22 protein-coding genes and 1 riboswitch are annotated in these 26,663 nt (G+C 62.6%); of the genes, 6 read left to right on the top strand and 16 right to left on the bottom strand.

Annotated elements, in window-relative coordinates; translation table 11 throughout:
• Positions 1–5: 5 nt before the first annotated feature.
• The 14 genes from flhF to EPN31_RS09925 all read right to left on the bottom strand — a co-directional run bounded on the left by flhF (position 6) and on the right by EPN31_RS09925 (position 16,218).
• Positions 6–2,489 carry a flagellar biosynthesis protein FlhF gene (gene flhF / locus EPN31_RS09990; protein ID WP_291772715.1) on the bottom strand — a complete coding sequence of 828 codons (2,484 nt, stop codon included), beginning with the start codon at positions 2,487–2,489 and terminating at the stop codon, positions 6–8.
• Positions 2,486–4,600, bottom strand: a complete 2,115-nt coding sequence (flhA, locus tag EPN31_RS09985) for a flagellar biosynthesis protein FlhA (RefSeq protein WP_291772713.1) — start codon at positions 4,598–4,600, stop codon at positions 2,486–2,488. The genes flhF and flhA overlap by 4 nt, the downstream gene beginning before the upstream one ends.
• On the bottom strand, positions 4,597–5,760 hold the full coding sequence (gene flhB / locus EPN31_RS09980) for a flagellar biosynthesis protein FlhB (protein WP_291772711.1): 1,164 nt from the start codon (positions 5,758–5,760) through the stop codon (positions 4,597–4,599). The genes flhA and flhB overlap by 4 nt, the downstream gene beginning before the upstream one ends.
• A gap of 6 nt (positions 5,761–5,766) precedes the next feature.
• Entirely contained in the window at positions 5,767–6,411 is a 645-nt protein-coding gene (gene cheZ / locus EPN31_RS09975) for a protein phosphatase CheZ (protein ID WP_291772709.1), read from the bottom strand.
• Between the two features lie 13 nt (positions 6,412–6,424).
• On the bottom strand, positions 6,425–6,808 hold the full coding sequence (gene cheY / locus EPN31_RS09970; RefSeq protein WP_291772707.1) for a chemotaxis response regulator CheY: 384 nt from the start codon (positions 6,806–6,808) through the stop codon (positions 6,425–6,427).
• Between the two features lie 57 nt (positions 6,809–6,865).
• Entirely contained in the window at positions 6,866–7,924 is a 1,059-nt protein-coding gene (locus tag EPN31_RS09965) for a chemotaxis response regulator protein-glutamate methylesterase (RefSeq protein WP_291773008.1), read from the bottom strand.
• Between the two features lie 28 nt (positions 7,925–7,952).
• Positions 7,953–8,798 carry a CheR family methyltransferase gene (locus EPN31_RS09960; protein WP_291772705.1) on the bottom strand — a complete coding sequence of 282 codons (846 nt, stop codon included), beginning with the start codon at positions 8,796–8,798 and terminating at the stop codon, positions 7,953–7,955.
• 107 nt (positions 8,799–8,905) lie between these two features.
• Positions 8,906–9,403 carry a chemotaxis protein CheW gene (locus EPN31_RS09955; protein WP_291772703.1) on the bottom strand — a complete coding sequence of 166 codons (498 nt, stop codon included), beginning with the start codon at positions 9,401–9,403 and terminating at the stop codon, positions 8,906–8,908.
• Positions 9,404–9,433: 30 nt separating this feature from the next.
• Positions 9,434–11,440 carry a chemotaxis protein CheA gene (gene cheA, locus EPN31_RS09950; protein WP_291772700.1) on the bottom strand — a complete coding sequence of 669 codons (2,007 nt, stop codon included), beginning with the start codon at positions 11,438–11,440 and terminating at the stop codon, positions 9,434–9,436.
• 13 nt (positions 11,441–11,453) lie between these two features.
• Positions 11,454–12,431: a flagellar motor protein MotB gene (gene motB, locus EPN31_RS09945; RefSeq protein ID WP_291772698.1), complete on the bottom strand. Its 978-nt coding sequence runs from the start codon at positions 12,429–12,431 to the stop codon at positions 11,454–11,456.
• 12 nt (positions 12,432–12,443) lie between these two features.
• The gene (motA, locus tag EPN31_RS09940) at positions 12,444–13,313 is read right to left on the bottom strand and encodes a flagellar motor stator protein MotA (RefSeq protein WP_291772696.1); all 870 of its coding nucleotides are present in this window, start codon (positions 13,311–13,313) and stop codon (positions 12,444–12,446) included.
• Between the two features lie 106 nt (positions 13,314–13,419).
• Positions 13,420–13,983, bottom strand: coding sequence for a flagellar transcriptional regulator FlhC (gene flhC / locus EPN31_RS09935; protein WP_291772694.1), 564 nt, complete (start codon positions 13,981–13,983; stop codon positions 13,420–13,422).
• A gap of 5 nt (positions 13,984–13,988) precedes the next feature.
• Entirely contained in the window at positions 13,989–14,309 is a 321-nt protein-coding gene (flhD, locus tag EPN31_RS09930; protein ID WP_291772692.1) for a flagellar transcriptional regulator FlhD, read from the bottom strand.
• Positions 14,310–14,601: 292 nt separating this feature from the next.
• Positions 14,602–16,218 (bottom strand): glycerol-3-phosphate dehydrogenase/oxidase, encoded by a 1,617-nt coding sequence (locus tag EPN31_RS09925; RefSeq protein ID WP_291772690.1) that lies wholly within the window; start codon positions 16,216–16,218, stop codon positions 14,602–14,604.
• A gap of 77 nt (positions 16,219–16,295) precedes the next feature.
• On the opposite strand from EPN31_RS09925, the gene glpK reads away from it, so the two are divergent.
• The 4 genes from glpK (at position 16,296) to EPN31_RS09905 (ending at position 20,614) form a co-directional block, all read left to right on the top strand.
• A complete protein-coding gene (gene glpK, locus EPN31_RS09920; protein ID WP_291772688.1) occupies positions 16,296–17,789 on the top strand; it encodes a glycerol kinase GlpK in 1,494 nt (497 codons plus the stop codon).
• A gap of 57 nt (positions 17,790–17,846) precedes the next feature.
• Positions 17,847–18,317: a TM2 domain-containing protein gene (locus tag EPN31_RS09915; RefSeq protein ID WP_291772687.1), complete on the top strand. Its 471-nt coding sequence runs from the start codon at positions 17,847–17,849 to the stop codon at positions 18,315–18,317.
• A gap of 7 nt (positions 18,318–18,324) precedes the next feature.
• Positions 18,325–19,056, top strand: coding sequence for a lipoate--protein ligase family protein (locus tag EPN31_RS09910; RefSeq protein WP_291772685.1), 732 nt, complete (start codon positions 18,325–18,327; stop codon positions 19,054–19,056).
• Positions 19,057–19,187: 131 nt separating this feature from the next.
• A riboswitch (TPP riboswitch) is annotated at positions 19,188–19,280 on the top strand.
• A 50-nt stretch (positions 19,281–19,330) separates the two neighbouring features.
• A complete protein-coding gene (locus tag EPN31_RS09905) occupies positions 19,331–20,614 on the top strand; it encodes a cytosine permease (protein WP_291772683.1) in 1,284 nt (427 codons plus the stop codon).
• A gap of 1 nt (position 20,615) precedes the next feature.
• Here the strand turns inward: EPN31_RS09905 and EPN31_RS09900 are convergent, their stop codons facing one another.
• Both EPN31_RS09900 and EPN31_RS09895 read right to left on the bottom strand, forming a co-directional pair.
• Entirely contained in the window at positions 20,616–21,791 is a 1,176-nt protein-coding gene (locus EPN31_RS09900) for an ABC transporter substrate-binding protein (protein WP_291772681.1), read from the bottom strand.
• Between the two features lie 117 nt (positions 21,792–21,908).
• The gene (locus EPN31_RS09895) at positions 21,909–24,185 is read right to left on the bottom strand and encodes a nitric-oxide reductase large subunit (RefSeq protein ID WP_291772678.1); all 2,277 of its coding nucleotides are present in this window, start codon (positions 24,183–24,185) and stop codon (positions 21,909–21,911) included.
• Positions 24,186–24,425: 240 nt separating this feature from the next.
• On the opposite strand from EPN31_RS09895, the gene EPN31_RS09890 reads away from it, so the two are divergent.
• Complete coding sequence (locus EPN31_RS09890) at positions 24,426–26,213, top strand: ABC transporter ATP-binding protein/permease (protein ID WP_291772676.1); 1,788 nt, start codon at positions 24,426–24,428, stop codon at positions 26,211–26,213.
• Between the two features lie 72 nt (positions 26,214–26,285).
• Positions 26,286–26,663: a SirB2 family protein gene (locus EPN31_RS09885; protein ID WP_291772673.1), complete on the top strand. Its 378-nt coding sequence runs from the start codon at positions 26,286–26,288 to the stop codon at positions 26,661–26,663.

Raw genomic sequence — 26,663 nt, 5'->3', positions numbered from 1 at the left:
GGATTTCAGCGGGTCAACAGTTCTTTCAGTGTGAACAGCTTCAGCAACGCTGCCTGAGCGTGCCGGGGACCTGGGCTCTCCAGACCCATCATGCGGGCCGCGACGCGGGCGGCCGGAACCAGATCCGGATTCTGCTGCAGGTGCCAGGCCGCCAGGCCAAGCTGGGCGAAATAAAGCGCCCGATCCACCAGCGGCTCACGCCCGGCATCCTCGGCCAGCAGTCCAGCCGACAGGCGCCCCATGGCGTGATGTTCCTGCCGCAGAATCAGGGCACGCGCGGCTCGCGGGGAGTCCACCCCCAAGGCCGTGGAACCGACAGCCAACCAGGTCCGCAGCACACGGCCATCCCGAAGGTCTACCGCACGCAAGCTGAAAAGCTGCACCGGCAAAGGGTCTTCGCCCCGAGCCCGCAACTCTACAGGCCCACAAGCCACCCACCAAACGACAGACCCGGGCTCGAAACCGGCCGGGGCCCTCATCCCACTGAAGGCCTGCGGGTCCAGCGGTCGGTGCGACAGGCGCCGGGCGGCAGCCGACGCCACGCAGGCCTCTCCAGATTCATGGACACGGAACGAAGCCCCGCACGCCGACAGCCAGTGCCGATCAGCGCCTTCCAACCGCCGCAGTAACGCTTGAGTGCCCGCATCCAGCACATGGCAAGGCGGGGGCGCGACATTCGAAGACTCGGCGTCGATTTGAGCCACCCAGGCATCGATCGCCGAAGGCGACTTCAGGTACGCTCCACTCGGCGCATACCAGCCATCGGCCAGGCCCACCTGCTGCATCGCGGCCGCAAGCGGCCGTTCGCTACCAAACCAGGCCGCACCGAACCAGACACCCCGCCGCCCGGGCCAGAGTAGCGCCTGGTGATCGTGCACCACGATGCCGGACTCGCTGCCGCCCAGCGCGCCCTGAGCCTGATACCGCAGATGTGTCACCGCTTCCGCAGCGGGCAGCAACTCGCCAGTCGAACGGCCGCGCCAGAGATCACAGGCTTCCGATAACACTGGATCGTCGTCGAGCCGGGCGACGGCATCACGCAGCTCGTCCACTCCCAGCGAATCGCCGTGTGTCGACTGCGTCAGCAACTGAGGCAGCAGGATTTCCTGACGGCGGCGTTCCGCAGCCGTCTCGGGGCTCTCGGGCGGCTGCGTCATGGACAGCAGCGCCACCAAATCCGCTTCCGTGGGTGCGTACAACGTCCGGTTGCCCTGGACTGGGGCAAGCGCCCGGTCCACCAGTTCCATGGCGGACAGGAACAGAAGATTCTCCGGGACCTTCTGGCCGTTGGAGACGTAATGGATGGGGAGCTGATACCGGATTGCCGTATCCAGCACGGTACCCAGGCAGGACGCCTCGTCGATCTTGGTGACAATGCAGCCGCGCAACGGCGTACCGCCATCGTTCGCGTAAGATCGGGCGACCTCGTCCAGCGTATCGCCCTGGCTGGAAGCATTCAGCGCCAGGAGACGCTCGACCCGACGGCCGGCGCCGGCCAGCAACGCCGCCTGATCGGCAATGTAGCGGTCACGCTGGCTGATTCCGACGTTGTCGACGAGCACCGTCTGATCCGGCCGCACCGACTCCAGGGCTCGACGGAACTCGTGCACGTCCTGGACCACATAGACCGGGACATGCAGCATCTGGCCATAGATTCTCAGCTGTTCATGGGCGCCGATACGGTAGGTATCGGTCGTGAGCAGTACCAGGCCGCCGGGGCCCGCGCGGCGCACGCATCGGGCTGCCAGCTTGGCGATGGTCGTCGTCTTGCCGACTCCGGTGGGGCCCACCAGCGCCAACGCAAGTCCCGGTTGCCAAAGGGTGTCCTCCGCATCCAGCACCGGCAGGTGCTTGCCCAGTTCGTTACGCGCCCATTGAAAGGCGGCCCGGGAGGTTGCCTGTTCCGGCATGCGCTTGAGCATCGCCCGCAGCAGCGCCGTGCTGAAGCCAAAGCGCAGCAACGTCTGGAACAGCGTGATAGCCTGAGGTGACCGGCGCAGCTGATTGCCCCACAGCAACTCGTCTATTCGAGATTCCAGCGACCCCTTCAGGTCGTCGATAGCTCCCAGGAGCTGGATATTGCCCGCCGGAATCGGGCGCGGCGCGTCCGTGCCTGCCGACAGCTGACCCGACGACATTGGATCTGATGATACGGAACCCGACGATACCGGAGCTGACGATGCGGAGCCTGATGGTGCGGGTCCAGGCGAACCCGTCTCCGGCGAGGCCGGACTGAGCGAAGAGGCCGCGACGCGGGCTGGCTGAGAGGTGGACGCACGGAACAGTGGGCGAGAGGGCTCAGCCAGCACCGGGGCACGAGACGCCACCGCACGAGGCAGCTCCGGCAGAGCTGTCTGGTCCGTCGCGAGGATCTCAACGCCGCCATTGACCCGCTTATTGGAAACGATGAGCGCGTCGGGCCCCAGCGCCAGCCGCACCTGGCGCATCGCTTCGCGATTGGTGGCACCGAAGAAGCGGCTGATGTTCAAGCTGGGCTCCCGCCAATGATCGCAGTGACCCGAATCATACGCTCCTCAGGAATCTCGGCGCTGGAGAGCACCGCCATATGCGGCAGGTGATGGCGCAGGAACCGCGACAGCGAGGCCCGCAGCACCGGCGGCACTACCAGCACCGGAGCGTCCCCCCGATCTTCCTGGCCCTGAACTACCCGCTGTGCATCGTTGAGCAGGTTCTCGGCCAGGCCCGGCTCCAGCGCCCCGCTGCTGCCCAGCGCCTGCATCAGGACACGCTCCAGGCGCGCATCGAGGCCGACGACACGAAGCTCGCTTTCGCCTTCGAACCAGTGCTGCACGATGGCACGCCCCAGGGCCACCCGGACCTGAGCGAGCAATTCGTCCAGATTCGGTCCGGTCCCGGCAGGGTTCAGTCCCGCCAGGCGCGGCGCATGTTCGGTCACAGTCTCCAAAATGCTGCGCATGTCGCGAATCGGAACGTCTTCGTCCAGCAGGCTGCGTAGCAGATTCTGCAGTTGCGGCAGGCTGAGCGTCTTGGGCACCAAGTCCTCGACCAGTTTGGGGACATCGCGCCCCACATGATCAAGCAATTGCTGGGTTTCCTGGCGACCCAGCAGCCGTGCGCCATAGCGGTGCATCAGGTGGTTCAGATGCGTGGCCACCACCGTTGCCGCGTCGACCACGGTGTAGCCCGCGATCTGCGCCTGTTCACGCAAGGCGGGCTCGATCCACACAGCCGGCAGGCCGAAAGCCGGGTCCTTGGTCGGCGTCCCCTGGAGCGTACCCGTCACACCCCCGGGGTTGATGGCAAGCCACTGCCCTGTCTGCGCCACGCCACGGCCCACCTCCACCCCGAACAGCAAAATCCGGTAATCGGTGGGCTTGATCTCCAGGTTGTCGCGAATGTGCACGACGGGCGGCAAGAAACCCATTTCCTGCGCGAACTTCTTGCGCAAGCTGCGAATGCGGTGAAGCAGCTCGCCATTCTGCTGGTGATCGACCAACGAAATCAGACGGTACCCGACCTCCAGCCCAAGCGGATCGATGGTCGAGACATCGTCCCAGCTCGCCTCTGCGGCGGCGGCCACGGCAGCTGCCTCCTCCTGACCTGGGTCTTTTGCCGCCGCCAGTCGACCCTCCTCCTGGCGCTGGCGCAGCAACCAGCCGCTGCCGCCCAGAATGGCGGCCAACAACAGGAACGCCACATGGGGCATGTTGGGAATCAGGCCCATGAGCGTCAGGATTCCGGACGTGATGAACATGACGTTGGGGTTGGCAAAAAGCTGCCCCATCATCTGCTGGCCAACGTCCTGATCGGTCGCGACACGCGAGACCACAACGCCGGCCGCCGTGGAAATCACCAGCGCCGGAATCTGCGCCACCAAACCGTCACCGATCGTGAGCAGCGTGTAGACACTGCCGGCATCGGACACCGACATCCCGTGCTGTGCCACACCCACGATGAGACCGCCCAGGATGTTGATCACCATGATGAGCAGGCCAGCGACCGCGTCACCGCGCACAAACTTGCTGGCCCCATCCATGGCGCCATAGAACTCGGCCTCCTGGCCGACTTCCGACCGGCGCTTGCGGGCCTCTTCCTCGCCGATCAGACCGGCATTCAGGTCCGCATCGATCGCCATCTGCTTGCCCGGCATGGCATCCAGGGTGAAGCGCGCACCGACTTCGGCAATCCGGCCGGCGCCCTTGGTGATCACGATGAAGTTGATGATGACCAGGATGATGAACACCACGATCCCGACAGCGAAGTTTCCACCCACCAGGAAGTGCCCGAAAGCTTCGATCACATGACCGGCCGCCGCCGGCCCCTTGTGGCCGTTGAGCAGTACCACCCGTGTGGAGGCGACATTCAGGGATAGCCGCAGCAGGGTCGCGAACAGAAGCACCGACGGAAAGGCGGCAAAGTCCAGCGGTTTGCGGGTGAACATCGCCACCAGCAGGATCATCACCGACAGGGAGATATTGAAGGTGAACAGCAGATCCAGGATGAACGGTGGCAATGGCAGAATCATCATGGCCAGCACCATGAGGATCAACACCGGACCCGCCATCAGCCGGGCGTGCGCAAAGCCTTGGTTCTTCAGGAAATCCAGGAAGCTGTTCATGAGGCGGACATGAGGACCGACTCAGGTCGGTACTGCGGATCGAGTTCGGGCGGCACGGGCAGCGACTGCGGCCGTTGCGGGAGTTTACCCGAGCCCTGATTCCAGCTGCGCAGCTGGTACACCCACGCCAGTACCTCGGCCACCGCCGCATACAGGGCCGCCGGAATCTCCTGTTCCAGCCCCACATGGCGATACAGCGCGCGCGCCAGCGGCGGGGCCTCCAGTGAAGCCACATGGTGTTCTTCCGCGATCTGACGGATCTGGGCCGCAATCAGGCCGGCGCCCTTGGCGACCACGACCGGCGCACTCCCCTGCCCTTCGCGGTAGCGCAATGCCACGGCAAAGTGCGTAGGGTTGGTCACCACCACATCGGCTTTCGGGACGGCGCTCATCATGCGCTTCCTGGCCATGGCCCGCTGCTGCTGACGGATGCGGCCTTTCACATGCGGATCTCCTTCGTCTTCCTTGTGCTCCTGGCGTACGTCTTCCCGGGACATGCGCAGCTGCTTGGCGTGGTTCCAGAGCTGCCACGGCACATCGATGAGGACGATGATGACAAGCGAGGCCGCAATCAGCAAGCAGCACAGGGCTGCCAGGCTCAGGCCGTGCGTCAGGGCCTCTGTGGGCGCCATGTGCGACAGGGCCAGCATGTCGTCCTTGTAGGCCCATATCACCCGGACCCCCACATACCCGATCAGTACCGCCTTGGCGACGGTCTTCACGAGCTCGATCAGCGTCTGCATGGCGAACAGACGCTTGAAACCCTTCAACGGATCGAGCCGATCGAACTTGGGCTCCAGCGCCTTCGCCGACAGCAGGAATCCACCCAGCACCACGGACGAGAAAACCCCCACCACCAGCAGCAGTCCGAAGATCGGGAGCACGAGGAGCAAGGCCTCCCACGCTGAATGACCCGCCACCGACAGCATCACGTCGGTCTCCCGCGTGACCCTGGGATCGAACCAGAGGCCGCTGCGCAGCACCCCCTCGAGAGTGCGGTACATCAGCCCACCGCCGAACCAAAGCGCTCCGATTCCGCTGATCAGGGCAAGGAAAGTCCCGAGCTCGCGCGAGCGCGCAACCTGGCCTTCATCGCGTGCCTTCTCCAGGCGCCGGGGCGATGCCGGTTCGGTTTTTTCGAGATCGCTTTCTTCGGCCATTCGGAATCAGAACCCTAGGTTGGCCAGGAGATCGTCCACCTGATCCTGGTTGGTCACCACGTCGTTCCTGCCTTCGGCGCTGACGACGGGGCCATTGAGCAGACCGCGAGTCTCATCGCGCTTGTCGGCGGGCGCGTTGTCGATGAGCACCTGGACGAGTTCCGTCTCGATCGTGCCGATCACGCCCAGCATCTTCATGATGACCTGGCCAGTCAGATCCTGGAAATCCTGGGCCATGATGATGTCCATCAGATTATTCTGCGATGCGCGGGCCTTTTCGGGGATGTCCTTGAGCAAGGCACGGGTGTCATCCACCAGACCGCGCGCCTGGTCCAGCGCCACAGGATGGTCGAACCACTGCTGCCAGCGCGCGTCCAGGCTCTGCGCTTGAGTCTGCATGGACTCCTGCCACGGCTGCATCTGTTCGGCGGCATTGAGCACCCGGTTGGCCGCCTGCTCGGTCATCTGCGCCACATAGTGCAGGCGATCACGGGCGTCCGGAATCGCGTGGGCGGCATCCTTGATGGCCTGGTCCAATCCGAGTTCGCGCATGCTCTCACGCAAGGTGCGGGTGAGATGGGCGATGCGGTGGATCAGGTCCACCGAAGGTTCAAGACCGTTCGGGGAGCCGGAAGATATATTGGTCGTCATGCTGCGCCTCCGCTCAGAGCTTCTCGAAAATCTTGTTGAGTTTTTCCTCGAGCGTCGCCGCCGTGAAGGGCTTGACCACATAACCGCTGGCGCCAGCCTGAGCAGCTGCGATGATGTTCTCCTTCTTGGCCTCGGCCGTCACCATCAGGACGGGCAGCGCTGACAGATTCGGATCGGCACGGATGCTCTGCAGCATGGTCAAGCCGTCCATGTTCGGCATGTTCCAGTCCGACACCACAAAGTCGAAGCTGCCATTGCGCAACTTATCCAGCCCCATCACTCCGTCTTCGGCCTCGTCCACGTTTTCATAGCCCAGGTCCTTCAACAGATTCTTGATGATCCGACGCATGGTCGGAAAATCATCGACGATCAGGATCTTCATCGTTTTCTGTACCACGGATCTCTCTCCCTTGAATTGAGGTACTGGGTACCGGCCGCGGCCGGGCCCCGATGTTCACACACGATGCCCGTAGGCACCCGCACTCTGCAATAGCCTCTCGCTGAGATCGTCCAGCGCCACGGCCTCCTCGGCCGCACCAATCAGCATCGCCTCGCGAGGCATGCCGAAGACGACACAACTCTCCTCATTCTGGGCAAAGGTGCGTGCCCCCGCCTGCCGCATGGCGAGCAGGCCCTGGGCGCCATCCTTGCCCATGCCGGTCAGAATGGCACCGATGGCGTTCTTGCCCGCCACCCGGGCGGCGGAATGGAACAACACATCCACTGACGGCCGGTGCCGATTGACGGGCTCACTATATTCGAGTCGGACCACATAATTCGCGCCCGAACGCTCGAGTTTCATGTGTGCGATGCCGCCCGGCGCCAGATAGACGTGGCCGGGCAGAACGCGCTGTCCGTCCTCGGCTTCATGCACCTGCACGGCACACAAGGCATCCAGGCGCTGCACGAACGAGCGAGTGAATCCCGCCGGCATGTGCTGTGTGATCAGGATCGCGGGGCTATTGGCCGGTAACGGCTCCAGCACATGCCGGATGGCCTCGGTCCCACCAGTGGACGAACCGATCATGATGAGCTTTTCCGTAGTGGAGAAATTGCCCAGCAGCCGGGGCCGCGGATTCGCGCCTGAGCCATGCGTCGCATACGGGCGCAGCCGCGCGTGCGCCGCTGCGCGGATCTTGTCGGCGATCATTCCGCCATACTCCGTCAATCCATCGCGCAAGCCGAGTTTCGGCTTGGTGACGAAATCCACTGCTCCCAGTTCGAGCGCCCGCAGCGTGATGTCCGAGTTGCGTTCAGTGAGCGACGAAACCATCACCACCGGCATCGGACGCAACCGCATGAGGCGCTCCAGGAAGTCCAGCCCGTCCATGCGCGGCATTTCCACATCCAGCGTCAGGACGTCCGGGTTGTGCTGCTTGATAAGCTCGCGCGCAATGAGTGGATCGGGTGCAGTTGCCACAACCTCCAGATCCGGTTCCTGACTGATGATCTCGGTCATCAGGCTGCGCACCAGGGCGGAGTCGTCGACGCACAGTACGCGAATTTTCTTGATGGCTTCCATTTTCCTGGTGCCCCCCGTCTCAGGTTACGGAGTAAACGGTCTGTCCCTGCAAACGCAGGGACTGGGTCAAATAGGTAAAATTTTCGGAATGGCCGGCAAACAGCAACCCCCCTGGTTTCAGCAAGGGCACGAAACGCTCCAGTATTTTGGTCTGGGTTGCCTTGTCGAAATAAATCATGGTATTTCGGCAAAAGATCGCATCAAACTTCTGACTCAGCGGCCAGCTCGGTGATACCAGATTCAACTCCTGAAACGTCACCAGATCGCGGATCACCGGCTTGACGCGCGCCATGCCGGCCTGCCGCCCCGTTCCCCGCAGAAAATACCGGCGCAGGAATTCAAGCGGCACGGGCTTGATACGATCCAGCGTATAGACCCCCTTGCGGGCCTGAATGATCACCTGGGCATCGATATCGGTAGCCAGTACCGAAACATCCGTGCCCGACTGTCCACAGGCGTCGTGCAGCGTCATGGCCAGCGTGTAGGGCTCCTCTCCCGTCGAAGAGGCACAGCACCAGATCGCGATGGGCTTGGCGCGACGCTGCACGAAATCCTTCAGGATCCGGAAGTGATGCTGCTCGCGAAAGAACGCGGTATGGTTAATCGTAAAGGCGCTCACGAACCGATCCCATTCATCGGCCTGCGGGTTCTGGTCCAGGAAATCCAGATAGGCATGCACCGACGGCTGCCCTGCATGATGCGTACGCATCCCCAGCGTCCGCGCCGCCATGTCGCGCTTGTGGTCACCCAGAACGATCCCCGTGCGCCGATGAAGCACCTGCACGGCGCGCGCCAGATCGGCAGGCTCCACCCTGGGTAGAGCTGGCTGCGCGAAATATGAAGCAATGGGAGACTCTTGAAGCATCGTGGCGAACCAGGCCTTGCTGCAAACTCAGAAGCGGCGCACGGGCACGGGACGGGACCAATGTGACACCACGCCCCGACAACACCCGCCCGAAATCTTGCGGAACATCAGACCGACGCACTCTCGACCAATGCCATTTCGTCACTGGTCATCAACCTTTCGATGTCCACCAGAATCAGCATGCGATCACCCACCGTCCCGATTCCGGTCAGGTGCTCGGTGGAAAACGCAGAGCCGAACTGGGGCGGAGCGCTGATCTGGGAAGACTGCAGGATCAGCACGTCGGACACGCCATCCACCACCACGCCCATCACGCGCGAGTGCACATTCAGGATCACCACCACCGTCTGCGATGTGTACTCCACATTTTCCATGTTGAACTTCATGCGCAAATCGACGATGGGCACGATCACCCCGCGCAAATTGGTGACACCCTTGATGAACGACGGCACATTGGCGATCCGGGTGACCGACTGGCTGTCATAGCCACGAATCTCCTGTACCTTCAGGATGTCGATTCCATACTCCTGACTGGCCAGCGTGAAGATCAGGAACTCGCGGCCCTGGGTTTCGGCCTGGTCCTGCTTGGTAGCGGTATTGTTCATGGAAGCTCCGAAAAACGAGAATTCAAGACTTCAGGCGGCCGCGACGATCCGCTGCGTGGTCGTCCGGCGCAACGCGAATACGTCCACGATCAGTGCGACGCTTCCGTCGCCCAGAATGGTCGCCGCCGAGATCCCGGGAACCTTGCGATAATTGGTCTCCAGGTTCTTCACGACCACCTGATGCTGGCCGATCAGATGATCGACGATCAGGGCAAACCGCACATCTTCAGCCTGGAGAATGACCGCAATCGCCCGCGTCAGATCAGCCTCCGCACCCCGGACTCCAAAGACCTCGTGCAAGGCCACGATCGGCAGGTATTCCCCCCGCACATGCAGCATTCGTTCTGATTCCGAAATCCGGTGGATCTGGTCCTCACTGGGCTGCATCGATTCCGTGACATGGCTCAACGGCAGGATGAAAGTCTCTTCTCCGACCTTCACAGACATGCCATCCAGAATCGCCAGGGTGAGCGGCAGCACGATGCGGATAGTGGTGCCCTCGCCTTTGCGCGACGACAACTGGATATGACCACCCATGCTCTGAATGTTGCGGCGCACGACGTCCATGCCGACACCACGTCCGGAAATGTCGGTAATTTTGTCGGCCGTCGAGAACCCCGGAGCAAAGATAAGCTGCCAGAGTTCCTCGTCCGGCGTCGTCTCTGATACGGCAAAGCCAGTCTGCCGGGCCTTCTTCAGGATCTTTTCACGATTCAGGCCGGCACCGTCATCGTCCACCTCGATGATGATCTGCCCGCCATTGTGCTGGGCCGACAGGGTCAGGGTACCCTCTGGGTCCTTCCCGGCCGCAGCCCGCACCTCAGGGGTCTCGATGCCATGATCCAGGCTGTTCCGGACCAGATGCGTGAGCGGATCGATGATGCGTTCGATGAGACTCTTGTCGAGCTCGGTCGCCTGACCCTTGGTGACCAAACGGATGCGTTTGCCCAACCGCGACGCATTCTCACGCACGACACGCGGGAAGCGGCTGAATACATAGTCCATGGGCATCATGCGGATCGACATCACGCATTCCTGCAGGTCGCGCGCATTGCGCTCCAGCTGTTCAATGCCGTTCAGCAAGCGATCATGCAGCACCGGATCCAACGATTGTGAAGTCTGCACCAGCATCGCCTGGGTGATGACGAGTTCGCCCACCAGGTTGATGATCTGATCGACCTTCTCCACGCCGACGCGGATGGTGCCGCTTTCCTTGTGTACGGCTGGCTTGGGATGTCCGGTTTCACGGCCCCCCACCGCCGCAGGCGCAGCCGGTGATGTGACGGCCGGTTCATCCGGCAGCGGCTCGTGGGTCACCTTCACCTGATCGGCGTTGACGATGAAGCAGCAGACGGCCTCCAGATCCGCTGGCCCCGTCGTAGTCTTCAGCCACAATGCCAGATTGCCATCGCGATGCTCACGGTGCAGGATCTCGCCCATCAAGGCCATTTCATTGCAAAGCGGCTCGACATCCTTGTCTTCGATCCGTGCAACTCGCAGGCAGACCGGCGCATCCGCCGCCGGCACGGCCAAGGCAGCTGCAGGGGCGGCGGCAGGCGCGGAGGCCGACGCTACCGGTGCGCCCGACGCAGGAGCACCAGCGGCGACAGTCGGGGTAACAGCCCGAGGATCATCCTGGTGCTCCTCAGCCAGTTGACGAAGCTGCGCACAGATTCGTTCGTAGGCTTCCTGGTCCGGTTTTTCAGAGCCACGATAGGCTGCAACCTGATCGGTCAGCACGTCCTTGGTTTCCAGAAATAAGTCGATCATGTCCCGGCGCAACGCCCGTTCCCCGTGCCGGATCAAATCCAGCAAGTTCTCCAGCAAGTGGGTCGTCTTTGCCAGCTCTTCGAAGCAGCCAAACGTTCCTGCGCCGCCCTTGATGGAGTGAGCGGCCCGGAAAATGGCATTCAGATGATCCGGATCGGGGTGCTCCAGATCCAGATCGAGAAGCTGCTGCTCCATGTTGGTGAGCAGTTCATCGGCCTCATCGAAGAACGTGTCGAAAAACTCGCTCAGATCCACGCCTGCACTCATATCAGTCCTCACCTCATTGAGCCGATGGGCCGGCTGATCCAGCAGGAGAAGCCCCTGCAGTCTTGCCCGGAACCGGCGGCGGCGCGGGCGGCTGATCCGGAGAAGGATTGCCAAGCTCTTCCAGCCGCTTGCGGATATCGACGGTCTCGCCCGCAGCATTCTGCTGATCAATGCGGCGCTCGGCCTGGCGATTCAGCACCAGAATGCTGATCCGCCGGTTGACCGCAGCCAGCGGATCGTCCTTGATCAGGTCGACCGTGTCGCCCAGCCCCAGGATGCGCTTGACCTTGTGCTCGATGAGCCCACCGATCACCAGCTCTCTCCTGGCCGCGTTCGCCCGGTCCGCGGACAGTTCCCAATTGCTGTAACTGCGGTCCCCCAAGGCGTAGCGCGTGGCGTCGGTATGCCCCGAAATCGTGATGGAGTTGGGCAGCTGATTGATGGGTGGCGCGAGCTCGCGCAGGATATCCCGCATATAGGACTGAACGACCGCGCTGCCAGTCGCAAACATAGGACGGCTCTGCTGGTCGAGGATCTGGATGCGCAGGCCATCGGGCGTCATGTCCAGCAGCAACTGTGGCCGGAACTGCCGTAGCACCGGATTATGCTCGATCAGATTCTCGAGCTGGGACTTCAGATCCTCCAGATTCTCCAGATCCTGCTGATCGGCAGGATCGGCATCCTGGTTGCTGGGGGCCGGTGTCGGATAAGGATTGGGAACCACACTGGGATCACCGCCTGGAACCTGCGACTTGCTGTTATCGAGCTTGGGGCCCCCGGTGATGGCGGTCGCCAGCGGCATGCGGAAATACTGGGCAATGCCCTCCAGATTCTTCTTGGGCACCAGCAGGAGCAGCCACATGACCAGGAAGAAGGTCATCATCGCGGTCATGAAGTCCGCGTATGCGATCTTCCAGCTCCCCCCATGGTGCGCTTCACCATAGGCGCGCTTGCGTCGGACGACGACCCGGCCGTGTTCTTGCTTGGCCATGGCTGCAGCCCCCTAGGCCTTGGCCGCGTTCTTGGTCTGGCGCACGTGCTCCTCGAGCTCGGAGAACGACGGACGCACCGACGAGAACAGGACCTTGCGGCCAAACTCCACCGCCAGTGGCGGCGGATAACCATTCATGCTGGCCAGCAGCGTGACTTTGATGCATTCCAGGACCTTGATGGCAGCCACGGACTGGCGCTCCACTGCGGAGGCAAAGGGCGACACGAAACCATAGGACAACAGGATGCCCAGGAAGGTCCCGACCATGGCCTCGGAAATCAGATGGGCCAGCACGGCGGGCGGCTGGTCCACGGCCGCCAACGCTTTGACCACCCCCAGCACCGCTGCCACGATCCCGAAGGCGGGCAGACCGTCTGCCACGGCACGCACGGCATTGATCGGTGTGTTGTGCTCATTGTGCAGCGCCTCGATTTCCTGATCCATCAAGGTCTCGATCTCGAAGGAGTTCATGTTGCCGCTGATCATGATGCGCAGGTAGTCGGTCAGGAACTCCATGAGCTTGGCGTCTTTCTGGACCTGGGGAAACTGGCCGAAGATGGCGCTTGCGCCCGGATCCTCGATGTCGGACTCGATCGACATCAGTCCGTCCCGGCGCGACTTGTTCAGCAGCGTGTACATGAGTGCCAGCAGCTCCATGTACAGCGGTTTGCCATAGGGGCTGGGCTTGATCGCCTTCGGAAAAGCCTGGAACAGGAGCCGGATGGAAGCGCCGTTGCTGCCGCCAACATAGGCACCAGCTGCCGCACCACCGATCAGCAGGAATTCAAAAGGCTGATACAGGGCGCCCAGATGCCCCCCGACCGCCGTGAAACTGATGATCACCGAAGCGGCGACAACCAGATACCCCAGAATGATAAACACGCGCCCGCCCCAATTATCCGAATGTCGCTCATCATCGCCCGTTTCGGCTCATTCAAAAGCACGGTTCAACGGGGCTTTTTGTCCCCAAATCCGTCCTCTGGACCGATCACGCGCGCACCCGGCCGGTGGGCTTGCGCCGGGCCCGCGTCTTGCCCGCCCGCGGCGGCGGTTTGCAGATGGCGCAGACGAAGCTGGATTCGAGGTCGTGAGCGTGAGCGACGAACTGCCCGCCACACTGCTGGCAGCGGGAGAGCTGCACCAGACCACTGTCAAAGAATCGCACCAGCATCCACGCGCGCGTGAAGCTGAGCACGGGCTCATCGGCCACTTCGCCAGCCGGCAGCCCGACCGAGGACTGCTCCATGTAGAGGCGATAGGCCTCTACCAGCGCCTGGGATTTCTTGGCAGGCGTGACGGCATCCACATAGCGGTAGATGTTGTAGAACAAGCTGGAGTGAATGTTGGGCAGCCAAGTCATGAACCAGTCGACCGAAAACGGCAGCATGCCCTTCGGTGGCGAAGCGCCCTTGATCTCACGGTACAGGCGCGCCAAGCGATCGTAGCTGAGCAAGGTTTCCGCCTGCAGCACCTGCAGGCGGGCGCCGAGCCGTATCATATCGGTGGCCAACAGAATGTCGTCGGCCTCGCGTGCAACACTCTTGGAGGCCATGACGCTCAGGCGCTGATGGGTTCGTGCCGGGCCATGAGGATGGTGGAGTGCGCCTGCTGCAACACGCCACCCAGGACTTCGTGCGTCAGCGACGCGAGCAACTGGGCATCGTTCAGCCGGAAGGCGCAGAGCACCGAATTGGAGCCGGCAAGCTTGACGATCTGAGCCGGCGAAAGGTTCAGGACGATGTCCGCCACATCCGCGCTGAAACCCAGCCTGAACATGCCCGCCGGAAGACTCTCGCGTAACAGCCGCTGTGCGAGCATCAGATAAGAAAGATTGACCTCGCGGATATCATCCAACAGCGCAGAATCAAGGTTGAACATGACGTTCCTCTAGTGCGAACTCGTACTCGGTTAGAGACAATGGATTACGTTGCAAAGCGCAACTTCCAGACAAGCGCCTTGAATGCATTTGTCACATTTGAAATCGCAACAATATTAGATCCAGACATCAAGTACAGATTTTTATGCGTATTTAGTATGGACAGGGGAAGTATATCGCCTTGTTTCCTGTTCTCTACTGTTACTTGAGACATAAGCATAGAGATTGTTGAAACTTCATGTAACATAGGTTGGGATAACCTCTGACACACGTAGGTAACAAATGAAGTCTCGTCTAGGGGGCAATTGTGCCGGGGACCGTACGGTAGTGCCTGGCCAGGGTCAGAAAATCAGCCAGCCCGCCGTCGGTAGCAATCTCCTGCTGTAGGATTCCTGCAACAGCTGGGGCCTGCTGAGCAGCCAGCGCCGCATTCAGGAACAACATGCGATGCCGCCGCGCCAGTATGTCCTCCACCGTACGCGCGTACTCGTGCCGGACAGCGAAACGCACCATCGCCGCCGTCAGCCCAAGCGCCAGTTCCCAATCGGCGCCTGGCAGTTCGCGCACCCGGTCCGCCTCGCTGCCATAGGTATGCAGGCCGGGAGGCGCTGTCATGGGGGTGGCAGCTGTGCCTGGCCCGGGCGCTCCAACCAACTGAAAATGCGCGGTACGCGAAGCCGGAAGATCATCGAGCAGGCCAGCCTGCTGGCAGCGTTGCAGAACATCCTCGGCCATCGCACGATAAGTCGTCCACTTGCCACCTGTGACCGTCACCAGCCCGGCGGGGCTGACGCGAACCGTATGTTCGCGACTGATGGACTTCGTGCTCTCGTCTCCATCATCGGACGGCCGCACCAGCGGGCGCAGACCCACCCAGATGCTCAGGACGTCCTCAGCCTGAGGCGCGCGTTCCAGAACATGCGCGGCCTCACCCAGGATGAAGGCGACTTCTTCAGGCAGCGCCTGCGGCTCACGGGCCACCGCGTGGCGCGGCGTGTCCGTCGTGCCCAGAATGACATGCCCCAGCCACGGGACCGCGAACAGAACCCTGCCATCGCGTGTGCGCGGGACGAGCAGCGCCTCTCGGGACGGCAGAAAGGACCGGTTCACCACCAGGTGGACACCCTGGCTGGGCGCAACCATAGGAACCGTGACACGGCCTGCGGCCGCGTCATCCATCTGACGCACTTGGTCCACCCAAACCCCTGCCGCGTTGACGACACAACGTGCGCGAACTTCGCCGCCCTCCGAGACCGGGTTCAGCGCATCGCGCCAGCGCACACCCCGGACGCGGCCTGCTTCGTGCATGACCTCGGTCACCGGACAATAATTGAGCAAAAGGGCGCCCTGCGCCGCTGCCGTACGCGCGAGCGCAAGCGCCAGGCGCGCATCGTCGAACTGGCCATCCCAATAGCGCACGCCGCCGAACAGCCCGCGCGTGTTCAGACCCGGGAGATGGCATTTGGCGCCCGCCGGCCCCAGCCAACGAGTGCTGCCCAGACTGGCCGAACCCGCCAGGGCATCATAGGCCTTTAGGCCCGTGCCATAGAACGGAACCTCCCAGAACCGGTAGGCCGGCATCACGAACGCCAGCGGCTGCGCCAGGTGAGGCGCATTTCTCAGCAGTGCCTGGCGCTCGTGCAGCGCCTCTCGTACCAGACCGATGTTGCCCTGGGCCAGGTAGCGGACACCGCCGTGCACCAGCTTGGTGGCGCGCGAAGAAGTCCCGCCGGCAAAGTCGTGCGATTCGAGCAGAAGAACCGACAGGCCGCGCAAGCGCGCATCCAGCGCAACGCCCAGACCGCTGGCGCCGCCGCCGATCACGATCACATCCACTTCACGCCGGGCGCGTAGATCAGAAAGCAACCGTGCGCGATCGGTGGTCAGAGGAGGCAAAGTGGTCGAGTTCATTTCGCAGCAATCTTTTCATGCCCGCTCCAGGCACTTTTCCGGCATTCTATTCGCTTACGCTGATCAAAGGAGTGGCCATGAGCTACCTGCTTGCCCTGGACCAGGGAACATCCAGCAGCCGCAGCATCGTCTTCGACCGACAAGGCCGCATCGTGGGGCTGGCGCAACGAGAATTCACTCAGCACTACCCGCAGCCCGGCTGGGTCGAGCACGATCCAATGGAGATCTGGCGCACCCAGCAGGACACGATGCGGGAGGCACTGGTGAAGGCGCGGATCTCCGCACCGGAGGTTGCTGCAATCGGCATCACCAACCAGCGTGAAACCACAATCGTTTGGGACCGCCGCACCGGGCAGCCCATCCACCCCGCCATCGTTTGGCAGGACCGCCGTGCCGAACCCACCTGCGCGGCTTTGCGCGAACAAGGGCTGGAACCCATGATCCAGGCCAGGACGGGGCTGCGCATCGACGCCTACTTTTCCGCCACGAAGCTCAAATGGATACTGGATCACATACCTGGCGCCCGGGCACGCGCCGAAGCCGGCGAGCTCCTGTTCGGAACAGTGGACTGCTGGCTCATCTGGCAGCTGACGGGAGGCCGGTGCCACCTGACTGATGTCAGCAACGCGTCACGCACCATGCTCATGGACATTCACCGCAACACCTGGGATGCGGAGCTGCTGGACCGGCTGCAAATCCCGGCTGTCATGATGCCCGCCATCCTCCCCTCCTCCGCCGACTTCGGCCACACCCACCATGACTTGGTCGGCCGTGAGATCCCAATCTGCGGCGTGGCAGGAGATCAGCAGAGCGCGCTGTTCGGCCAGGCGTGCTTCCATCCTGGGATGGCCAAGAACACTTACGGAACGGGCTGCTTCATGCTGATGCACATCGGCGACCATTTCCAGACATCGGCCAACGGCCTGGTGACCACCAGCGCCGCACAAATCGACCACCACCCGGCCTTCGCTCTGGAAGGCAGCGTGTTCGTGGGCGGCGCAGTCGTCCAGTGGTTGCGCGACGGTCTGCGCGCCTTCGTGCACAGCAGCGACGTGGAGGCGCTGGCCCGCAGCGTGCCTGACGCGGGCGGCGTGATGCTTGTTCCTGCCTTTACGGGACTGGGAGCCCCCTGGTGGGACGCCCAGGCGCGAGGCACCATCACCGGACTGACTCGCGGCAGCACCATGGCGCACATCGCGCGGGCCGCGCTGGAGAGCATTGCCTACCAGAGCGCGGCCCTTCTGCTGGCCATGAGCCGGGACGCTCAGGCAACGGGCACCACACCGCTGGAGGCATTGCGCGTGGACGGAGGCGCTTGCGTGAACGACCTGCTCATGCAGTTCCAGGCGGACCTACTGGGTATTCCCATCCTGCGCCCCACCATAGTGGAGACTACCGCCCTGGGGGCTGCCTTTCTAGCCGGCCTTCAGGCGGGCGTCTACGCCGACACCGGCGAACTGGAATCGCTCTGGCGTGTGGAACGCCAATTCGACCCGCTCATGCCGCGCGACGAAGCCGCCCAGCGGCTGGCTGCGTGGGATCACGCCGTGCGCCAGGCCTGCACCCGGTAACGCCAGCATAGTTCCCTATAAAATGAAACCTGTCACCGCCGTCTGCCACAGGACACCATGCTGAAAAACCTGATCCTGATTGTTGCCATCTTCGTCGCCATCCTGCTGGCCCTGACGTTCGGGGAAGCGGTATTCCACGACATTTTCGCCTGGGTTTCCGCCATCACCGGCGTGCTGATCCGCAATTTCGGCGACCTGTTCACCCTGCTGGCGGACTACCTGCACGCACACACGAGCAAGGTCCTGATCGCCATCGTGCTCACTGTCCCGGCCAGCCTCTGGGTGCTGCGTTCGCGCCGCGGCGAACTTGGCCACCCGGCCACCCAGCGCAGAATCGCGATCCTGCTGGCCCTGTTCCTGGGTTGGCTCGGGGTACACCGCTTCTACCTGGGCCAGGTCGGCTGGGGTGTCGTACTGCTGGTGATCGCCTGGGTCTTCCTGCCGCTGGCGGCCGTCATCGGCCTGATTGACGCAATCCGCTATCTGTTCATGGATGAAGAAACCTTCACCACCACACAGCTGTCCTGATCCCGCGATGAACACTGCGGGGCCCCTCTTCTACCGCATCGTGGCGCCGCCCGCCGACGCCGCGCGAGGCCCACTGGCCGACGAAGCTCTGCTGGCTCTAGGGGTCGACGGGGCCGTCGGCTGCATCTGGCAGGCCCCTCAAGGGCTGGTCGTGCCGCGGACCTATGCGGCACACCCCGGATTCGGCGACGTCCGGGCAGAACTGGCCGATCAGGGCTGGCCCGTCCACATACGGCAATCGGGCGGAGGCGTGGTTCCGCAGGGCCCGGGGATTCTGAATATCAGCCTCGCACAGCGCTTCACGGGCCGTCCGCTGGACCACGCCGACGCGTTCTACCGGCACCTGTGCGCCCTGCTCCAGGCCAGTCTGTTCGATTTCGGAATCGAAGCACGCGCGCAGGCCGTGGAGGGTTCGTTCTGCGACGGCCGCTACAACTTGGCCGTCGGTTCCCCGGCGCGGAAAGTCGCGGGGACCGCGCAACTATGGCGCCACATCCCGGGCCGGGCCTCCACGCAGCAGATCGGGATCGTGCACGCAATGATCCTCGCACAATGTGACACCGCCCTCGCAACGGCCCGGGCCAACCAACTGGAGACGGCCCTGGGGTCAGGCCGCCGCTACCAGCTCGAAAGCGTGGACTCGCTGGACCGCTGGTTGCCCAACTCCCGACGGCCGGGTTTCTGCGCCGACCTGCAACACGACCTGCTGGACCGGCTCCGGACCTGGCCAGCCTTGTGACCGGTGTCGGCTGGCCACTTGGCAAAGCCGGCCCCATGCATCCGACCGCACTATCGGCCGCACGGCGCGATCACCCAGCATGCTTGCTGCACAAGCCCGACACTCCTAAAATCACCGAAGATTCACCACACGAGCATCGCTAGGGGTGCCGCTCACGCGGCTGAGACAGTCCCTTCGAACCTGATTGAGATCATCCTCGCGCAGGAAAGCAGCTCGCTACGGTGGCGCTTTGCGTTGCCGCGCGCCTGCCTCCTCGCTTTTTGACAGGCGCATCATGAGTTCCTCCGTTTCATCTCCTTCGTCCGACACCATCCCGGCCGCAGAACGCGTCTTCAGCTGGCGAGACCACACATCCCTCTGGTTCAGCCTGGGAGTAGGGCTGCTAGTGATTCAGGTGGGTGCCTATCTGGTGCCCGCGCTGGGCACCCGAGACGCCTTGTCGGCGGTCATCGCCGGTTCCGTCGTGGGGGCTGGTCTGCTTGCGTGGGTCGCCCGCATCGGCTGCGAGAACGGCCTGTCCAGTGCAGGCTTGATCCACGTGGTCTACGGCCACCGGTTTGCCCGCCTCCCAGTCTTGCTCAACGTGATTCAGCTGCTAGGCTGGGCCACCTTCGAGCTGGTCGTGATGCGCGACGGCACGCGCGCCATTGGCCGCCAGGCGTTCGGCATGGACCCCGGGCTGGTCCTGCCCACCCTGCTGTGGGGCCTGATCGTCATGGCTCTGCTGCGCGGATCCATGGTAACGCTGGTGCGGCGCATCGTCAGCCGCGCCGGGCTGCCGCTCGTCATCCTGTCCCTGCTGTGGCTGTCGGCACAATTCGCGCTGAAGCTCGACACACAGGGACTTCACGCCCTTTGGCAACGCGCCGGCGACGGAAGCATGAACACCTTCCAGGCGCTGGATCTGGTGATCGCAATGCCGGTCTCGTGGCTCCCGCTGGTCGCCGACTACGCGCGCCACGGCAAGAGCGCACGAGGCGCACTGGGCGGCACATGGCTGGGCTACACCATCGCCAACATCTGGTGTTACGCGCTGGGGGTGCTGGTCATCACCGTGACCGGACCAAACGTGGACATGGTCAGCGCCCTATTGCTGGCACAAGGCGGGCTGCTCGCGCTGGGCCTGATCTTGATCGACGAGCTGGACAACACCTATGGCGACCTGTATTCCGGGTCCGTCTGCACCCAGAGCCTGCTGCCGTCGATCAGTGTACGGACCTGGAGCACCATTCTGGCTGCTGCCTCCATCGCCTTCGCGATGGTCCTGCCGATGCATAGTCTGGAGCCGTTCCTGCTGACGCTGAGCTCGGTCTTCGTACCGCTCTTTGGGGTGATCCTGGGGCGCCTGGGCACACACCCGAACCAACAGCCCAACGCGCCTCGAGCGATCCACACGGCACCGGCCCTCATTTGGGTACTGGGAATCGCATGCTATCAGGTGCTGGCTCAATGGGCACCCCAATACGGCAGTGCCCTGCCCACCCTGCTGCTGACCTTCGTCCTGGGAGCCGCGAGTGCCCGTTTCGGTGCTCGCGCCACCCGGGCGGCCACGCAATGAATCAACTTTTCTCAGGGTCTTTCACCGCCTGGTAGGTATGGAACTCCACGTTCTGCAAGACACCGTTGACCCGCTCCACCCGGCGAATATAGACGTTCTGGATGATGTCTCGGGTCTTTGGATCAATCAGGATGGGCCCGCGCGGGCTCATCCACTTCATGCCCTTGACTGCCGCCATGAAAACATCCCCGCTGGCGTCGCCTTTGGTCTTCTCCAGGGCTTGGTAGATCAGATGCATGCCGTCGTACCCGGCCACTGAAATCATGTTCGGGCGCACCCCCGGATACGCCTTTGCATAGGCCGCGACATACGCCTTGTTTTCCGGCGAGTCGTGAGACTGTGCGTAGTAATAGGAGGTGATGATCCCCAGTGCGCTGTCGCCCATGGCATCGATCATGTCCTCGGTCGTGATGTCACCGGTCGCCAGCAGCTTGATCCCGGCCTTGTCCAGACCACGCTCTTTGTAGCCCTTGGCGAAAGCGATCCCCTGATCACCGTTGGGGATGAACAAGAACAGGGCATCCGGCTTCGCGTCCTTGATCTTCTGGAGGAACGGCGCGAAGTCCGGGCTGGTCAGCGGCGTATGCAATTCCCCAACGATTTCCCCACCCGCCGCCGTAAAGGTCTTCTTGAACTGTTTGGCGGCATCATGACCGGGACCGTAGTCAGCCACGATGACATAGACCTTTTTGACGCCATTTTCCCTGGCCCAGGTCGCCATGGGCGCCGCAACTTGCGGCAACGTCGTGGAAGTACGGGTGATGTAGTCAGACTTGGTGGTGATGGCCGAGGTGGCCGCGTTCATTACGACCATGGGCGTGTGGGTCTCTTGTGCCAGCGGTGCCGCCGCAAAGGCGCCCGGAGTCAGACCAAAGCCCGCCAGTACGTCGACCTTGTCGTTGATGAGCAGCCCCTGGGCCTCACGTTTGGTGATAGTGGGGTTGACACCGGTATCGTCCTTCACGATCAGCACGACCTTGCGCCCGGCTACCGTATCGCCATGCTGCTGAACGTACAGCTTCACGCCGTTCATCATCTGCTGACCGGTCGTGGCAAAAGGCCCCGAAAGCGGAACGACGAGCCCGATTTTCAAATCCTTGGCCTGTGACAGGCCAGGCGCCGCTGCCGCAAGACACAAGGCAGCCAGCGCGACTTTCAATTTCGGTATTCGAATCATGTATGGTCTCCTCCGGGATCCATCGATCCCACCGATTCAATGTAACCCGGTCGGGGCCTGCGGAACCGGCGACGTCGCCCGCCGCCGGCCCCAAAAGACCCTAGGAGAATCCCTGAGTCAGCTCTTCTGGGCAGCCAACGCCGCATCCGACGCTACCGTTTGCCGGCCGCCGAACAGGGCCGAAACCACCTGCCACATGACGCCCAGGCCGCCCACGATGAAGACCACATCACCGAAGGTCCGCATCCAGCGCAGGGTCTGCAAAATGTCCTGCTGCATGAAGGTCTCGCCGCGCGCCCACCAGGTTCCCACACTGACACTGGCATGGAACTGCATGAGGCCGATGGGCAGAAGACTGAGCACGATCATCAGGACCAGGCCTGCGTTCATGCACCAGAATGAGGTCTTCATCAGCCCGTCATTGAATTGCATCTGCGGGCGTACATAGCGCAGCACGAACAGCGTGAAGCCCAGCGCCAGGAAGCCATAGACACCGAAGAGCGCGGCATGGGCATGCACGGCCGTGGTGTTCAGACCCTGGATGTAGTAGAGGGCAATCGGCGGGTTGACCATGAAGCCGAACACACCGGCACCAAACATGTTCCAGAAGGCCACCGCGACAAAGAACTGCAGTGGCCAGCGCAATGCCTCCATCCAGGGGGCACGAGCCTTGAGGCGCCAGTTTTCCCAGGCTTCGTAGCCCAGCACGACCAGCGGTACGACCTCCAGCGCGCTGAACGACGCGCCGATGGCCATGATGGGTGTGGTAGTCCCCGAGAAATACAGGTGGTGCATGGTACCCGGCGTCCCGCCCAGCATGAACAGCACGGCGGAGCTCAGGCTGGCGACAGTTGCGCCGCGCCGGGAAACCAGCCCCATGGTCGAGAAGATGAAGGCGAGCGCGGTCGTGGCGAAGACCTCGAAGAAGCCCTCCACCCACAAATGCACCACCCACCAGCGCCAGTATTCCATGATGGAAAGGTTGGTCTTCTCACCGTAGGCAAGGCCCGCGCCATAAAACAGCCCGATGGCGATCACGGAGGCAGTAAAGAGCGCCAACAGGTTCTTGTCGCCCCGCTGCCTGAGGCCAGGGACAATGCCGCGCAGCATCAGAACCAGCCAGAACACCACACCCAGGAACTTGCCAATCTGCCACAGACGGCCCAGCTCGACATACTCATAGCCCTGGTGGCCCAGCCAGAAGTTCCACTCCGGCGGCATCAGATGCGCGATCGCGGCAAAATTCCCGGTGAACGAGCCGATCACAACCACGATCAGCGCCCAGAACAGGATGTCCACCCCCAGCTTCTGGAATTTCGGGTCCTTGCCACCATTGATGATGGGCGCAAGAAACAGGCCTGCCGCCAGGAAACCGGTCGCAATCCAGAACAGGGCGGCCTGCACATGCCAAGTCCGCACCAGAGAATAAGGAAACCAGGCCGATATGTTGATGCCGTAGAAAGTCTGTCCCTCGACCGTATAGTGCGCCGTCAAACCGCCGATGAAGATCTGGGCCACGAAGAGCGCCACCACGAGGAACAGGTATTTGCCCAGCGCTCGCTGCGAGGGAGTGAGCGCAATACGCGTGAGCGGATCATGGGCGGGGGCCGGCTCAGGCGGCTCCTCGCGATGCGTGAAGGCCCAACCCCACACCAGCAACCCCACCCCGGCGATCAGCACCACGACGCTGACGATGGACCACACCATGTTTTCCGCGGTCGGCACGTTGTTGATGAGCGGCTCATGCGGCCAATTGTTGGTATAGGTCGCCACGCTGCCCGGACGATCCGTGGATGCCGCCCACGCCGTCCAGAAGAAGAAGTTGGTCAGACGTTCGCGCGCCGTGGCATCCGGCAGCGTACCTTCCTTCATGGCGAAGTGCTCGCGGCTCAGGTGCAAGGCCGGATCATCACCGAACAACTGCTCGTAATAGCGAGCCGTCTGCGCGATGGCCTGCGCCCGACGCGCCGAAACCGTCACCGAACCCGTTGCCGGATCGTAGGTGTTCTTGCGGTATTCCGCCGTCAACCGGCGCTGCAGCACCGCTTGGGCATCCCCATCGAGCCGAGCAAAATTCACTCCATACTGGGCCTGCGCGGACAGATCCAGCCACGCGGTCAGCTCGCGGTGCAACCAGTCCGCCGTCCAGTCCGGCGCCTGATAGGCGCCATGCCCCCAGACGGAGCCCAGCGTCATGCCACCAGCCGACTGCCAGGCGCTTTGCCCGTCCAGAATGTCGGTCTGAGTCATCAGGACCCGACCATCGGCTGTCGCGACCTGTGCCGGGATAGGCGGCGCCTGGTGATAGACCTCCTTGCCCATCCACCCCAGCACGGCGAAAGACGCGACCAGAACACCGATCAGCGTCCACCACAACTTCTTGTACTCTCTCATGAAGGTTTCCTTTAGCAGCGTTGAGAGCTTCCGGTCGGGTGCGCGGCCCACGGCCACCTCCCCGAGTCGCTAGGATGCTAACCCAGGGTTTTAGGGAAAACCCTGATATAGATCAAACCAGCCTCACACTCATGTGCATTCGCAGCAAAATCGAAAACTTCCCGGTCCTGTACCATCCAACCTACAATGCCCTCGCCCCGGGCTGCATCTGGAACGAACCCTCAAGGACATCCAACACCCATGGAATGGAAAGTTGCGCTGATCGAAAGCGGCATGTGGCTTCTCAAGGCCTACGTCCTGACACTGCTGGTCGGGGTATTCATCACCTGGGGGCTGGTGCGTTTCACCCGATGGGGCAACCAGTTCTGGCGTCTGACGGCCGCCTACTTTTCCCCTCGCCGAAGCTGGAAGCCGATCGCCGGGCTCGCACTGATCCTGCTGCTGACGCTTGCGGCCGTTCGCGTGGATGTACTGTTCTCGAACTGGTACAACACCATGTACAGCGCATTGCAAAAGCTGGACGAAGCGGGTTTCTGGGCCGCAATGCTGCTGTTTGCCGTCCTGGCGACTGTTCACGTGGTGCGCTCACTATTCGACTTCTATGTCGAGCAGGCTTTCGTCGTCCATTGGCGCGAATGGCTCAATGAACGCATGCTGGTGCGCTGGATGGAGCATCAGGCCTATTACCGGTCACTATCGCTGAGCCACCTCGCCGACAACCCGGACCAGCGGATCCAGCAGGACATCACCAGCTTCGCCCAGACGTCCATGACGTTGGCGGTGGGCCTGATCAATTCGCTGGTCTCGACGATCGCGTTCACGGCCATCCTGTGGTCCCTGTCCGGTCCCATGACCGTGCTGGGCTACCAAATCCCACGAGCCATGGTGTTCCTGGTCTTCATCTACGTTTTCGTCGCCACGATCCTGGCCATCTGGATCGGCAAACCGCTGATCAACCTGAACTTCCTGAACGAAAAACTCAACGCCGACTACCGTTATGCACTGGTCCGTGTGCGTGAATACGCGGAGAGCATCGCGTTCTATCGCGGTGAGCGCGTCGAGGGCGGCACGCTGCGCGGGGTATTCAGACAAGTCATCGGCAATGCCTGGGACATCATCTACCGGTCGCTGAAATTCCTGGGGTTCAATTTCGTGGTGACACAGACCGCCGTGGTCTTCCCCTTCATCATCCAGGCAGTGCGGTTTTTCACGAAGCAAATCAGTCTGGGCGATCTGATCCAGACCGCACAGGCCTTCGGGCAGCTGCAGACCAACCTGTCCTTCTTCCGCAACATTTACGACAGCTTCGCCACGTATCGCGCCACCCTGGTGCGTCTGTCCGGATTCGATGACACCATCGATGCAGCACGGGCCATGACGCTGCCATCATCGCGTCAGGACGGACAACGGCTGGCGCTGCTGGGCGTCACGGTTTGCCGGCCAGACGGCCAGGCGTTACTTAAGGACGTGAACCTCGAGGTCTCCAGCGAACAGCCGCTGCTGGTGCGGGGACCGTCGGGTTCGGGCAAGACGACGCTGCTGCGCATGATCGCGGGGATCTGGCCCTATGGGTCCGGCGAAATCGTGCGACCCCAGACCGCATCGCTGTTTCTGGCGCAAAAGCCCTATCTGCCGCTGGGTACATTGCGGCAGGCGCTGCATTACCCGTTGCCGGTGACTGACGATACAACGGTGGATGACCAAAAAATCTTGCAGCTCGTGCAGCTCGGCCAGCTGCGCGACCAGCTCGACGTACACGACGACTGGAGCCGCATTCTGTCGCTGGGTGAGCAGCAACGCCTGGCCTTCGGGCGCCTGCTCATCACCCACCCCAGCGCCGCATTCCTGGACGAAGCCACCTCCGCCATGGACGAGGGGCTGGAAGACGCCATGTACCGCCTGCTGCGCGAGCAGCTGCCCGGTGCTCGCATCGTCAGCGTGGGCCATCGCAGCTCGCTGCGCCGCCACCATGGGATGGAGTTGGTCCTGACGGGCGTCGACGGCGGCTGGTCGCTGTCGCCGATCTAGGGACCCATGACGGGTACGGTACACTGCCTGGACACCTTGTCGTGCGCATCTGGTGCGCTTCCGTGAGACCCCATGGAATACTATCTCCCCATCAAGAACCTGCACATGACCGCCGTCGGTCTGAGCATCCTCTTCTTCGTCATCCGGGCCTACTGGTCCATCACGGGATCAGCGCTGCTGCAGCATCGCGTGGTCCGCATCGTGCCGCATATCGTGGACAGCGTACTGCTCATCTGCGGGGTGATCCTGGCAATGATGATCGGGCCCAACCAGCCATGGATACTGACCAAGATCATCCTGCTGGTCTTCTATATCGGTGTGGGTACCATTGCCATCAAGCGCGGGCGCACCCCGACCACGCGACTGGTTGCCGCACTGGTCGGCGTCGCAATCTTCATCTACATCGTTGGCGTGGCCATCCGGCACGACTCGGCCTCATGGTTCGCATAA

It is taken from the genome of Castellaniella sp. (assembly GCF_004321985.1).
Classification (GTDB): Bacteria; Pseudomonadota; Gammaproteobacteria; order Burkholderiales; family Burkholderiaceae_B; genus Castellaniella.
The sequence above is the reverse complement of the archived record's forward strand: the minus strand, read 5'-3'. Positions and strand labels throughout refer to the sequence as shown.

Coding starts and splice junctions, on each gene's coding strand:
- flhA (WP_291772713.1), bottom strand. CDS start 4,600: ATGAACAGCTTCCTGGATTTCCTGAAGAACCAAGGCTTTGCGCACGCC.
- EPN31_RS09960 (WP_291772705.1), bottom strand. CDS start 8,798: ATGCTTCAAGAGTCTCCCATTGCTTCATATTTCGCGCAGCCAGCTCTA.
- EPN31_RS09910 (WP_291772685.1), top strand. CDS start 18,325: ATGAACACTGCGGGGCCCCTCTTCTACCGCATCGTGGCGCCGCCCGCC.
- glpK (WP_291772688.1), top strand. CDS start 16,296: ATGAGCTACCTGCTTGCCCTGGACCAGGGAACATCCAGCAGCCGCAGC.
- EPN31_RS09925 (WP_291772690.1), bottom strand. CDS start 16,218: ATGAACTCGACCACTTTGCCTCCTCTGACCACCGATCGCGCACGGTTG.
- EPN31_RS09895 (WP_291772678.1), bottom strand. CDS start 24,185: ATGAGAGAGTACAAGAAGTTGTGGTGGACGCTGATCGGTGTTCTGGTC.
- EPN31_RS09885 (WP_291772673.1), top strand. CDS start 26,286: ATGGAATACTATCTCCCCATCAAGAACCTGCACATGACCGCCGTCGGT.
- EPN31_RS09955 (WP_291772703.1), bottom strand. CDS start 9,403: ATGAACAATACCGCTACCAAGCAGGACCAGGCCGAAACCCAGGGCCGC.
- EPN31_RS09890 (WP_291772676.1), top strand. CDS start 24,426: ATGGAATGGAAAGTTGCGCTGATCGAAAGCGGCATGTGGCTTCTCAAG.
- EPN31_RS09900 (WP_291772681.1), bottom strand. CDS start 21,791: ATGATTCGAATACCGAAATTGAAAGTCGCGCTGGCTGCCTTGTGTCTT.
- EPN31_RS09915 (WP_291772687.1), top strand. CDS start 17,847: ATGCTGAAAAACCTGATCCTGATTGTTGCCATCTTCGTCGCCATCCTG.
- flhB (WP_291772711.1), bottom strand. CDS start 5,760: ATGGCCGAAGAAAGCGATCTCGAAAAAACCGAACCGGCATCGCCCCGG.
- flhC (WP_291772694.1), bottom strand. CDS start 13,983: ATGGCCTCCAAGAGTGTTGCACGCGAGGCCGACGACATTCTGTTGGCC.
- flhD (WP_291772692.1), bottom strand. CDS start 14,309: ATGTTCAACCTTGATTCTGCGCTGTTGGATGATATCCGCGAGGTCAAT.
- cheZ (WP_291772709.1), bottom strand. CDS start 6,411: ATGACGACCAATATATCTTCCGGCTCCCCGAACGGTCTTGAACCTTCG.
- cheA (WP_291772700.1), bottom strand. CDS start 11,440: ATGAGTGCAGGCGTGGATCTGAGCGAGTTTTTCGACACGTTCTTCGAT.
- motB (WP_291772698.1), bottom strand. CDS start 12,431: ATGGCCAAGCAAGAACACGGCCGGGTCGTCGTCCGACGCAAGCGCGCC.
- EPN31_RS09905 (WP_291772683.1), top strand. CDS start 19,331: ATGAGTTCCTCCGTTTCATCTCCTTCGTCCGACACCATCCCGGCCGCA.